Origin of the sequence: Gordonia rhizosphera NBRC 16068, from assembly GCF_000298195.1 — a bacterium.
GTDB classification, from domain to species: domain Bacteria; phylum Actinomycetota; class Actinomycetes; order Mycobacteriales; family Mycobacteriaceae; genus Gordonia; species Gordonia rhizosphera.
In genome coordinates, this window is record NZ_BAHC01000069.1 from 62,217 (window position 1) to 73,645 (window position 11,429).

The following is an 11,429-nucleotide window of genomic DNA, read 5'->3' on the forward strand; positions in this document are numbered from 1 at the left end:
GAGATCTTCTATCCAACACGACGACAGGTCGTCAACCAGTCTGATTCCGCAAACGGATTGACTGCGCGGGCGTCTCATGGAAATCTAGTATTCGTCTATGAGAATCTAATTCTCGGCTGATCCGAGAGAGGAGGGGAACGATGCGCCTGTCGCCGCTACCGGCCGACGAGTGGGACGACGAGGTCGACGCCGCACTGGCCGGAATGCTGCCGAAGCGTCGGCGGAACCCCCAGGGCGCCGGCAACGCCCTGGCGACGATGGTCCGACACCCCGGGCTGACCCGGTCGTTCATGCCGTTCAATGCCCACTTGTTGTTCGGATCGACGCTGTCCGCGCGGACCCGGGAACTGGCGATACTCCGCGTCGCAACATTGCGGAACAGTCCGTACGAGGTCGAGCACCACACCGCCATGGGCCTCGCCGCGGGCCTCACCCTCGAGGAGATCGAGGACGCCCAACGCGGCGCGGCCCACGATTCGGTCGATCAGCTGATCCTCGACGCGACCACAGAATTGGACCGCGAGTCCACCATCTCCGACGCCACGTGGGCAGCGCTGAGTGAGCACCTCGACGAGCGACAACTCATCGACCTCGTCTTCACCGTCGGCACCTACGCAACGCTGGCCATCGCATTCAACACGTTCGGCATCGAGCCGGATCGCGAACTAGAGCCCGAATACGAAAGGTAGATCGTTGGCACATTTCAAGAAACCCGATGCCGGAAGCTGGACAGAGAACTTCCCCGATCTCGGCACCGCGCCGGTGGACTACACGGACTCCATCGATCCCGAGTTCTACGAGAAGGAACGCGAAGCCATCTTCCGCAAGTCGTGGCTCAACGTCGGTCGCGTGGAGCGTCTGCCCAGGAAGGGCAGCTACTTCACCAAGGAACTCCCGGTCATCAACACCTCGCTGATCATCGTCAAGGGCAAGGACGAGGTGGTGCGCGCCTTCCACAACGTGTGCCGTCATCGGGGCAACAAGCTGGTCTGGGACGACTATCCGAACGAGGAGACCTCGGGCACCTGCCGGCAGTTCACCTGTAAGTACCACGCGTGGCGGTACAGCCTCGAAGGCGACCTGACCTTCGTCCAGCAGGAAGGCGAGTTCTTCGACCTCGACAAGAACGAGTTCGGGCTGAAGTCGGTGCGCTGCGAGGTGTGGGAGGGATTCATCTTCATCAACCTCGATCCCGCGGCCCAGGCGTTGACAGACTACCTCGGTGACTACGGGAAGGGACTTGAAGGCTATCCCTTCCACGAGATGACCGAGGTGTACAGCTACCGCGCCGAGATCGGAAGCAACTGGAAGCTGTTCATCGACGCGTTCGCCGAGTTCTATCACGCGCCCGTCCTGCATCAGAAGCAGGCGGTCAAGGACGAGGCCGACAAACTGATGAAGGTCGGATTCGAAGCGCTGCACTACGATCTGCAGAGCCCACACTCGATGATCTCGGCGTGGGGCGGGATGTCCCCGCCCAAGGACCTCGAGATGGTGAAGCCCATCGAACGGGGGTTGCGGTCCGGCCTGTTCGGCCCATGGGACCGACCCGACATCGACGGTCTCGACCCGCTGCCGCCGGCCATCAACCCCGCAGGCGCCGTACCGTGGGGGGTCGACGAGTTCGAGTTCTTCCCGAACATGTCGCTGCTGATCTGGGCGCCGGGCTGGTACCTCACCTACCACTACTGGCCCACCTCGGTGAACCGGCACATCTTCGAGGCGAATCTCTACTTCGTGCCCCCGAAGAACGTCCGCGAGCGCCTCGCCCAGGAACTGGCCGCGGTCACCTTCAAGGAATACGCGCTCCAGGACGCGAACACCCTCGAGGCGACCCAGAAGATGCTGGAAACCCGAACCGTCACCGAATTCCCCCTGTGCGACCAGGAGATCCTGCTGCGCCACCTGCACAAGATGGCCGTCGACCACGTGAAGGAGTACGAAAATGCCGAAGTTGCCAGCTGAGTTCGCCGACCTGGAGAAGTTCTCCGACTGGTGCCTCGCCACCGAACCGGAGCGGTACGCGAAGCGCCTCGCATCGACGATGGAGGAGATGCAGGCGTTCTATGATGCGGCAATACCGCGTCTGGAGGACGCATGCGTGTTCGGTGACAAGTTCCAGCTCGACGATCTGCCGGACGACGTCCGGGCGCTGGTGCACCTGATGCAGTCGCTCGTGATGGTGTCGTTCCCGGTGGAGGTCTGGAAGCAGGCCCGTGTTCCGGACAGCGGAGCCGCGTGGGCCGAACTCATCACCGAACCGGTGGTCTGATGATCTGTCTGAAGGCAGCCGGTGTGGTCGACGTCGACGCGGGCGAGCTCGTCACCCCGGGCATCGTGCGCGTCGACGGCGACCGGATCGTCGGCGTCGGGGGGGAGCCGGACGGCGAGGTCATCGACCTCGGCGACAACATACTCCTTCCCGGGCTGATGGACATGGAGGTGAACCTGCTGATGGGCGGGCGCGGGGAACGCCCTGTCTACTCCACGGTGCAGGACGATCCCCCGACCCGGATGCTGCGTGCGGTGGGCAATGCGCGCCGCACGTTGCGCGCCGGTTTCACGACGGTCCGCAATCTCGGTCTGTTCGTGAAGACCGGCGGCTATCTCCTCGACGTCGCGCTGGGCAAGGCGATCGACAAGGGCTGGATCGACGGGCCACGGATCGTTCCCGCGGGCCATGCCATCACCCCGACCGGCGGACATCTCGATCCCACCATGTTCGCCGCGTTCGCACCGCACATCATGGATCTGACCCTCGAGGAGGGTATCGCCAACGGCGTCGACGAGGTCCGAAAGGCGGTGCGGTATCAGATCAAACACGGTGCACAGCTGATCAAGGTCTGCGTGTCCGGTGGCGTCATGTCCCTCACCGGACCACCCGGCGCACAGCACTACTCCTTCGACGAACTGTGTGCGATCGTGGACGAGGCGCATCGTCGTGGTCTGCGGGTGGCATCGCACACCCATGGCGCCGAGGCGGTCAAGGAAGCCGTCCGCGCGGGGATCGACTGCATCGAGCACGGATTCCTCATGGACGACGAGGCGATCAAGACGCTGGTCGCCAACGACACCTTCCTGGTACCGACGACGCGTCTGGCCGACGCGATGGACGTCTCGCACTCCCCTCCCGAGTTGCAGGAGAAGGCCGCCGAGATGTTTCCGAAGGCCAGGATCTCGGTCAAGAAGGCCTACGACGCAGGTGTCAAGATCGCGGTCGGCACCGATGCGCCGGCCATCCCGCACGGAAAGAACGCCGACGAACTCGTAGCACTCGTGGAACGCGGCATGCCCGAAGACGCCGTGTTGCGTGCCGCCACCGCCACCGCCGCCGAATTGATCCAGGTCGACGATCGCGGACGAATCGCCGAGGGCCTGCTCGCGGACATCGTCGCTGTACCAGGAAATCCCCTCGAGGACATCACGGTGACCCAGGATGTCCGCTTCGTGATGAAAGGCGGCAAGGTCTATGTCCAGAACTGACGACATCATCGAGATCGAGCAACTGCTCGCGAAATACGCGGTCACGATGACGAAGGGCGACACCGACGGTGTCGTCTCCGTGTTCACGCCGGACGGGACGTACAGCGCCTTCGGCGAGGTCTATCCGCTCGACCAGTTTCCCATCCTCGTCGCGGCAGCCCCCAAGGGACTCTTCATGACCGGCGCGTCGCTGATCGACTTCGACGACGACGCCAACGCCACCGGTACACAACCGCTCTGCTTCATCGACCACACGCAGCAGGACATCCGCATCGGCTACTACAACGACACTTACGTCCGGACCACCGACGGCTGGCGACTACGAACGCGGGCCATGACGTTCATCCGCCGCAGCGGCGAGCACAATTCCGGTCGGCCGCACGCGATCCCGCTGAGCGGGGAATGAACAACGCCGAGTTCCGGGCGGGGGTCCGCGAGTGGCTCGACAGCCACGATCTCGCGCCCGGGAACGACCACGCGTTCGACGCCCAGGTGGCCCAGCTCTCGCGGGTCCGCAGGGCACTCTTCGACGCCGGCTGGATGCGGTACGGCTGGCCGGAAAAGGTCGGGGGGCTCGGAGGGCCGACAGTCCTCCGAGCCATCCTCGGCGAGGAGGTCGCCACTCGGAATCTCGCGGAGCCGGGCATCTACTCGATGATCGAGGTCCTCGCTCCGACGATGATCTCTTACGCCCGACCGGATCTGGCCGCCGAGTTGGTACCGCGCCTCCTCAACGGCGACGAGCAGTGGTGTCAGGGGTTCTCCGAGCCCGGTTCGGGAAGCGATCTGGCGTCACTGAGCACCCGCGCCACCCCGGCCGGGAACACTTGGATCATCAACGGACAGAAGGTGTGGACGAGCCTCGCACAATTCGCCCAGCGGTGTGTCCTACTGACCCGGACCGGCCCGGGTCACGAGGGCATCACCGCCTTCTTCGTCGACATGGACTCACCCGGCATCACGGTGCGACCACTCCGCACCATGCACGGCGTCGACGAGTTCGCCGAGGTCTTCTTCGATGACGTCGAGGTCCCGGCCGACCGGATGCTGGGCCGGCCCGGAGACGGATGGCGACTCGCCATGGACCTTCTCCCCCATGAACGGTCCACGTGCTTCTGGCACCGCATCGCCTACCTCTACGCGACACTGGACAAGGCTGTGCAGCAAGCAGATCCCTCCGATGATCTCGACCTCGGCGCCGCCTATCTCGCGGTCCACACCGTGCGCTGCCGCTCGTACGCCACCCAGCAACGACTCGCCGACGGCGGCCGACTCGGACCGGAGACCTCGGTCGACAAGGTGCTGTTGGCCACGGCCGAGCAACAGCTGTTCGACACCTACCGTGAGCTGAGCCCGGGTTCGGTCGAGTGGTCGGATCCAGTACTGCGGTCGGAGTTCCTCTATTCGCGTGCCGCCACGATCTACGGTGGAACCGCCGAGATACAGCGGAACATCATCGCGCGCCGGCTCCTCGACCTCGGGAAGGGTGACAGTGGATAGTCACGAGCAGAAACTCCTCGCCGACACGCTGCGCACGACGATGGCGACGAATACGGGGCCACTCCTCGACAAGGCGCTCGATGAGCTCGGCTGGCCGGATATGCTGACCGACTGCCCCGAGATCGCAATCCCATTGGTGTTCCGCCTCCTCGGCGAAACCGGAAGTCACGCGTCCAGCCTCAACGACGTGGTCGCACTGGAACTCGGCGAGGATGCAGATTCCGTTGTCCCGCTTCCGTTCGCGGGCGGTCTGTGGGTGCAGTGGTGTCGTGACGACACAGCACCTCATGACTCCATCGACCCGGAACTCCCCCTGCGCGAGGTCGCCGCCGGTGCGGACGTCCCGCTGACCACCGCCCGCATCGCACTCGGGTGGTGGCTGGTCGGAACGAGCCGCGCCATGCTCGACCTGGCCCGTGGTCATGCCCTCGCCCGGACCCAGTTCGGTCGGCCCATCGCGGCGTTTCAGGCCGTCCGGCATCGTCTGGCGGAATCCCTGGTGGCGATCGAGGGAGCCGAGGCAACGCTGCTCTGCACGAGTGACAACGTGGGCGCCCTGCTCGCCAAGGCGGCCGCCGGGCGCGCCGCCCTCACCACCGTGAGGCACTGCCAACAGGTGTTGGGCGGCATCGGATTCACCGCAGAGCACCCATTTCAGAGTCACGCACGCCGCGTGTGGATGCTCGACTCATTGGCCGGATCCAGCCGCGAACTCACCCGCGACGCCGGTGCACTGCTCCGCGCACGAGGTCGAGCACCGCGACTCGTCGATCTCTGATCACAACGACCGCCTCCGACACCACCGCCGACACCACCGCGAACAGCCGTGAGGCCTGCCTCGGAAGAGGCCGGCCTCAACGCTTTCCGACGTCGCGTCAGGCGCAGGCGGGTACGTCGTTCACACCACCCTGTACGGACAGCAGTGCACAGAATGTGGCGGCACTGACCTTCCAGGTGCCGTCCTCGTTGACCGACTGACCGAGCTGGTCCGGCAACACAGGGGTCCCCTGGAGCAGCAGGTCGAAGGTGACATCGGCGTGTCCGACATCGGTCATCGTCACGCTCTTCACGGCCGCCGTGGTCTGCATGGACTGCGGGTTCTGGGTGAGTCCTTGCAGCACCGGTTCGAAGGCCGCGCCGTCGGTGATCAGCGCGGCTCGTTCGGCGGGAGGTGTTTGACCGTTGAAGAACGTCACGAAGTTGTCGGTGATTTCCTGCGTGGTCGCGGCATCGGCGGTCGCCGATGCGCTCGATGCGGCGGCGGCCGAAGACGCACTGGAGTCGGAATCCGAGTCCGAGCTGCAGCCCGCCGCGACGCCGACGACCATGATCGCGCCGGCACACATCGCGAGTGCACGTCCGATGACTGTTCTGCGCATGATGGAGTCCTTTCTCGTGAGCACCCGAATCCGAAGTGTTCACAGATCCAAGAAAGAGTCGCCGGCGATCCACTGCCGGTAACTGAGATGGTAACCGCATTCTCATATTAGAGAATATGCAATTCTCGGCGCTCTTTGTTGCACTTTGCCCGATTTTGACGTCCGGCCGAGACTACTTGATCGTCGCCTTCATCTCGTCGAGATTCGTCAGGATCGGGTAGCCACCAACACTGAGCGCGTGACCGTGGCCGGTCTGATGGATGTCGAAGACCGACTGGATGGCCGCGTAGAAACCCTGCACATCGAGGGTCTGGTTCACCGCCCGCTTCGCCTGGCGCAGGCCGAACGCCGGCTTCGACGCGATGGTGCGTGCCAGTTCCATGGTTCGCTGATCGAGCTCGTCGCGTGGAACCACGAGGTTGACCATGCCGGTCTTCTCGGCCTCCTCGGCGGTCACCGGACGACCGGTGAAAAGGATCTCCTTCGCCTTCCGCGGGCCGAGTTCCCAAGTATGACCATGATATTCGACTCCACCGATACCCATCATCACCACCGGATCGGAGAACTTCGCATCATCGGCCGCAACGATCAGATCACACGGCCAGCACAACAGCAGTCCCCCGGCGATGCACCGCCCCTGCACCGCCGCGATGCTGGGTTTGGGAATGTTGCGCCATCGCAGGCTGTACTCGAGGTAGCGCCGGGCCTCGCCGGCGTAGACGCGTTCCAGGGTGATCGGCCCCTGATTCGCCCGGCCGCTTTTCAGATCGTGGCCGGCCGAGAAGTGTTTGCCCTCGCCCCGCAGGATGATCACCGAGACACCGGGATCGTCACTTGCCCGCGTCCACGCCGCATCGAGTTCGTCGAGAAGTTCCGCGTTCTGCGCGTTCGCGACCTCCGGCCGGTTCAGCGTGATCGTCGCCACCCGCTCGGACACGTCATAGAGGATGTTCATCGGTCTCCTACTCGAATCCGACTGGGACACTGGCTCTTCGTCGGTTTGACTCATCGTCGGGGCAATCCCAGGACGCGCTCGGCGATCACGTTGCGCTGAATCTCTGAGGTACCCCCGGCGATCGTGTATCCGAAACTGCGGGCGTACCGCTCGAACCAACTGGCATAGAGGGTCTCGAGATCGGTGTGACAGTACGGCGCCGTCAACATGGGGTGCACCAGGCCATCGGCGCCCGCAGCGGCCAGCGCGTGTCCCGTGGCGGACTGGACGGCCTCGGAACCCATCAACTTGAGCACCGACAGGGCCGGGACGTCCTGTTCCCCCCGCGACTCTCTGGCCAACGCACGAGACCCGAGCAGACGTAGGGCTGTCGAATCCATCACCAGTGTGGCGTAGCGATCACGGTCCAACACCGTCGTCGGACGGAAATCGCGCAGGAGTGCCTCGAGCCGTTCAGCGAAGCTGAGCCACAACAGGGTTCGCTCGTGACCCAGCGATCCGTTCGCGACGCGCCAGCCGCCGTTGAGTTCGCCGATGAGATTCTCCGCCGGCACCCGCACGTCCTCGAAGAACACCTCGTTGAAATCCAGGTCTGTCGGCGACGAGATCGCACCGAACGGCCGCCGGGTGACGCCGGGTAGATCGGTCGGGATCAGTAGGACGCTGATGCCCTTGTGTTGCGGCACGTCGGGATCGGTCCGCACGAAGGTCAGCAGGACGTCGGCGTCGTGGGCGCCCGAGGTCCACACCTTCTGGCCGTTCACCACGAACTCATCACCCTCGAGGCGTGCCCGGGTCCGCAGCGAAGCCAGGTCGGACCCCGCGCCCGGTTCGCTCATCCCGAGCGCGGCCGTCATCTCCGCGCGCAGAATACGAACGGCCCACTTCTGTTTCTGTTCGGGGGTACCGAAAGACAACAGCGAGGCGGCGATGATGCCGAGACCTTGCGGGTTGTAACTGTGGTAGATGCGGCGGCGGGACAACTCCTCGAGGTGGACATACTGCTGGAGAATCCCCGCATCGCGACCGCCGAACTCCGGCGGATTCCCGGGCAGGAGCCAGCCGCTGTCGAACTGCAGCCGTTGCCATTCGCGCGCCCACGCCGGAATGTCTGCACTGGACTTCGCACGTACCCCACCTTCGGCCTCGGGCGGGAGGTGCTCGTCGAGGAAGGCGACGAACTCCGCCCGGAACTCCTCGACGTCGGCATCAAAGTTGAGCTGCACGGTACTCCTCGGTGATGATCGCCCGGTGCTCGTCAGTACCACCGAGCATGAGTTCTCCTGCCTTGGCGCGTTTCAGAGCGAACTGGAGGTCGTTTTCCCACGTGTAGCCCATCGCCCCGAACAGCTGGTATCCGTTGCGAAAGACCAGGGATTGACATTCACCCGCCGACGCCTTCGCCATGGATGCTGCGAGCGTCATGTCGGCGCCGTTGGTGGCGATCGTCAGCGCACTGTAGTAAGCCAGCGCACGGGCCCGTTCGATCGCCACATGCATGTCGGCGGCCTTGTGTTTGACCGCCTGGAAGGTGCCGATGGCGACGCCGAACTGCTGCCGGTTGCGCACGTGGTCGAGGGCGAGGTCGAGAATCCGCTGACATGCACCGACCATGGTGATGGAAAGGCCCATGAGCGCGGTGGCCCGGGCCTGCTTCACATCGACCGATGGGTTCCGACACGAATCCAACACGCGCACAACGGGAAAGGTGAGGTCGGCGACGTGCAGCAGCGGGTCGAAGGTCGGTACCGCGGTGGTGATGACCTCGTCGGCGGGGATCACGAACACGCCGGCAGCCGTGACGACGGCGACCTGATCGGCACGGGAGCCGTCGAGCACCATGCGACATGTCCCGCTCAGCAGCCAGCCATCGTCATCGAGGTGGGCATGCACTCCCTCGTAGGCCGCGGCGCCCGCCGCACCGGCGGTTCTGAGCTCACCCGCCAGCGGGGCGAACTGCGTGGTGGTGGCCAGAAACGGTGTCGGATCGGTGGCGGCGCCCAAGGCCTCGAGCGCGATGGCCAGTTCGACGGCATCGGCGGGGTCGATCAGCTCCGTCCAGCCCTGATCTACGAAGGTGCCCCACAGGGTCGCGGGATCGGCCCCACGATCCACGACATCACGAATCCACCCGGGCGAGCAGTCCCGGGAGAGTAGCTCGCGGACGGTCTTGCCCCAGAGGCGTTGGTCGGAGTCGAACTCGACGAGCACGGACACTCCCCTCTCAGCACGGATCGCCCCCAGGTGGCCTGACCCACGAGCGAGATGTGTCTTTTCTCAATCGAGAATACAGTTCTCTTCCTGAGAAAGGAACACTTGCCTCAAGTGCGCGCCGATGGCACTTTTGGTCATTCACTCGGCTAAACTCGGCGTATGGAACTGCACTTCGTCGGAAATTTCGCGCGATGACCAGCGCGAATGAAGAGCCGGCCTGGAAGCAACGCGCGGTGGAGCGGTCGATCAAGACCGCCAAACTCCGCGCCGAACAGCGCGTACAGCGCTTCCTCGATGCCGCCCAGGCGATCATCACCGAGAAGGGCACCACCGAGTTCACGGTCCAGGAGGTCGTCGAACGGTCCAAGCAGTCACTGCGGAGCTTCTACCTACAGTTCGACGGCAAGCACGAGCTCCTTCTGGCGCTATTCGAGGACGCACTGAGCAAATCCGCCGACCAGATTCGCGCCGCCGCGTCGTCCGAGTCTGATCCGATCGAGCGAATCCGCGTCGCGGTGACCCTGCTGTTCGAGTTGTCTCGTCCTGATCCAAATGCCAAGCGCCCCTTGTTCAGCGACTTCGCACCGCAACTTCTCATCACCCACCCGAACGAGGTACGCGTGGCGCACGCGCCACTCGTCGCACTTCTCACCGAGTTCCTCGAGAAGGCCGACGCCGCCGAAGAATTGCGCCCCGGGCTCAATCCACGCAGAATGGCGGCGATGGTCATGCAGACAGTCATGTTCATCGCGCAGTCGAGCACCGCGTCCGGTGAGTCCGAGGGCCACGCCATCACCGCCGACGAGGTCTGGGACTTCTGCTCGCAGGGTTTCTCCCGCAGGACCATCTGAGACCGTAGGAGAATTAGGTTCTCAATCTCGAGATTGGCACTTACACTACTGTCATGGGGAATGACTGGAGTGGGTTGATCTCTGTCCTCGACTTGCACGAGTGCACGCCGGTGGGCGCGGCCGTGCCCGCGACTACGCATGGCGGCGAGGAGTCGGGGGTGAGATGTTTTCGCGGCCCGAACCTCTCACTGCCCTACCGTCGGCTCTTCGGCGGTCAATTGCTCGCCCAATTCGTCGCGGCGGCCACGCTTGGCAGTCCGGAGAAGTCGGTGCGATCGATGCACGCGAACTTCGTTCGCGAGGGACTCGTCGACGAGGAGGTCACCTACGACGTGGTCCACCGGCATCGTGGCCGGTCCTTCGACACGCTGCAGATCAGCGCGCTGCAGCAAGACCGACTGATCGCGGTGGCGACGGTCGCCATGCATGTTCCCGACGATGGTCCGGATGTGCAGACGATCTCCGACATCCCCCCGATTCCGCCGGCCGACCGAGAGATCATCGTCGGCCTTCTGCCGTGGGAGACACGTTCGGTCGACGATCTCGACGAGCCAGCAGCCGCGCCACCGCATTACGAGCTGTGGATGCGCACTCCGCCGGCCAACGATCCGGGTCAGTACCCCGCGGTGGCCGCGTATGCCACGGACCTCACCGTCATCGGGACGGCCCTCCGACCGCTCGACGGATACAGCCAGGGCGGAAACGGCACCGCATTCCATTCTGCGGTCACGTCACACACGATCTGGTTCCATCGGCCACTCCGCACCGACGACTGGCTGCTGCTTCGCCAGGACAGCCCGATCATCGCCGGCGGCCGATGCTACGGGCGCGGCGATCTCATCACCGGAAATGGCTCGCTGGTGGCTTCTTTCGCCCAAGAGGCCGTCGTCCGGTTCCCGTCGTGACCACCCCGGATCTGCTGTCCTGCGCACCGTGGGCCACCGCGCCATCGGCGCCCGATCACTGCGGGGCGTCATCGAACACCAACCCGATCCCCGACGGCACCGCCCCATTTCTCGCCGACCGGTGAGATTTCGGGTGCTGTCG

Annotated in this window: 14 protein-coding genes; 10 read left to right on the plus strand and 4 right to left on the minus strand. The window is 64.5% G+C overall.

The window, feature by feature from the left end:
* The first annotated feature begins 140 nt into the window (after positions 1-140).
* Genes GORHZ_RS08040 through GORHZ_RS08070 form a run of 7 tightly spaced genes read left to right on the plus strand, consistent with a single transcriptional unit; the run spans position 141 to position 5,761 of the window.
* Positions 141-689 (plus strand): carboxymuconolactone decarboxylase family protein, encoded by a 549-nt coding sequence (locus tag GORHZ_RS08040; protein ID WP_006331859.1) that lies wholly within the window; start codon positions 141-143, stop codon positions 687-689.
* Positions 690-693: 4 nt separating this feature from the next.
* Positions 694-1,965 carry an aromatic ring-hydroxylating oxygenase subunit alpha gene (locus tag GORHZ_RS08045; protein WP_006331860.1) on the plus strand — a complete coding sequence of 424 codons (1,272 nt, stop codon included), beginning with the start codon at positions 694-696 and terminating at the stop codon, positions 1,963-1,965.
* Positions 1,946-2,272, plus strand: a complete 327-nt coding sequence (locus GORHZ_RS08050; RefSeq protein WP_006331861.1) for a hypothetical protein — start codon at positions 1,946-1,948, stop codon at positions 2,270-2,272. Before GORHZ_RS08045 ends, GORHZ_RS08050 begins: the two co-directional genes overlap by 20 nt.
* Positions 2,272-3,483: a metal-dependent hydrolase family protein gene (locus GORHZ_RS08055; protein WP_006331863.1), complete on the plus strand. Its 1,212-nt coding sequence runs from the start codon at positions 2,272-2,274 to the stop codon at positions 3,481-3,483. The genes GORHZ_RS08050 and GORHZ_RS08055 overlap by 1 nt, the downstream gene beginning before the upstream one ends.
* Positions 3,470-3,889, plus strand: coding sequence for a nuclear transport factor 2 family protein (locus GORHZ_RS08060; RefSeq protein WP_006331870.1), 420 nt, complete (start codon positions 3,470-3,472; stop codon positions 3,887-3,889). Before GORHZ_RS08055 ends, GORHZ_RS08060 begins: the two co-directional genes overlap by 14 nt.
* Positions 3,886-4,983: an acyl-CoA dehydrogenase family protein gene (locus GORHZ_RS08065; protein WP_006331871.1), complete on the plus strand. Its 1,098-nt coding sequence runs from the start codon at positions 3,886-3,888 to the stop codon at positions 4,981-4,983. The genes GORHZ_RS08060 and GORHZ_RS08065 overlap by 4 nt, the downstream gene beginning before the upstream one ends.
* Positions 4,976-5,761, plus strand: coding sequence for an acyl-CoA dehydrogenase family protein (locus GORHZ_RS08070; protein ID WP_006331872.1), 786 nt, complete (start codon positions 4,976-4,978; stop codon positions 5,759-5,761). Before GORHZ_RS08065 ends, GORHZ_RS08070 begins: the two co-directional genes overlap by 8 nt.
* A gap of 97 nt (positions 5,762-5,858) precedes the next feature.
* On the opposite strand, the gene GORHZ_RS08075 is transcribed toward GORHZ_RS08070, so the two are convergent.
* The 4 genes from GORHZ_RS08075 to GORHZ_RS08090 all read right to left on the minus strand — a co-directional run bounded on the left by GORHZ_RS08075 (position 5,859) and on the right by GORHZ_RS08090 (position 9,528).
* Entirely contained in the window at positions 5,859-6,362 is a 504-nt protein-coding gene (locus GORHZ_RS08075) for an MTB12 C-terminal domain-containing protein (protein WP_006331873.1), read from the minus strand.
* A gap of 172 nt (positions 6,363-6,534) precedes the next feature.
* Positions 6,535-7,317: an enoyl-CoA hydratase gene (locus tag GORHZ_RS08080; RefSeq protein ID WP_006331874.1), complete on the minus strand. Its 783-nt coding sequence runs from the start codon at positions 7,315-7,317 to the stop codon at positions 6,535-6,537.
* A gap of 50 nt (positions 7,318-7,367) precedes the next feature.
* Entirely contained in the window at positions 7,368-8,543 is a 1,176-nt protein-coding gene (locus GORHZ_RS08085; RefSeq protein WP_006331875.1) for an acyl-CoA dehydrogenase family protein, read from the minus strand.
* Positions 8,527-9,528: an acyl-CoA dehydrogenase family protein gene (locus tag GORHZ_RS08090; RefSeq protein ID WP_006331876.1), complete on the minus strand. Its 1,002-nt coding sequence runs from the start codon at positions 9,526-9,528 to the stop codon at positions 8,527-8,529. The genes GORHZ_RS08085 and GORHZ_RS08090 overlap by 17 nt, the downstream gene beginning before the upstream one ends.
* Positions 9,529-9,722: 194 nt before the next feature.
* On the opposite strand from GORHZ_RS08090, the gene GORHZ_RS08095 reads away from it, so the two are divergent.
* From GORHZ_RS08095 to GORHZ_RS31940, 3 genes are all read left to right on the plus strand, one after another.
* A complete protein-coding gene (locus GORHZ_RS08095) occupies positions 9,723-10,382 on the plus strand; it encodes a TetR/AcrR family transcriptional regulator (protein WP_006331877.1) in 660 nt (219 codons plus the stop codon).
* A gap of 158 nt (positions 10,383-10,540) precedes the next feature.
* The gene (locus tag GORHZ_RS08100; RefSeq protein ID WP_245551375.1) at positions 10,541-11,287 is read left to right on the plus strand and encodes an acyl-CoA thioesterase; all 747 of its coding nucleotides are present in this window, start codon (positions 10,541-10,543) and stop codon (positions 11,285-11,287) included.
* A complete protein-coding gene (locus tag GORHZ_RS31940) occupies positions 11,284-11,412 on the plus strand; it encodes a hypothetical protein (RefSeq protein ID WP_280985774.1) in 129 nt (42 codons plus the stop codon). Before GORHZ_RS08100 ends, GORHZ_RS31940 begins: the two co-directional genes overlap by 4 nt.
* Positions 11,413-11,429 lie beyond the last annotated feature (17 nt).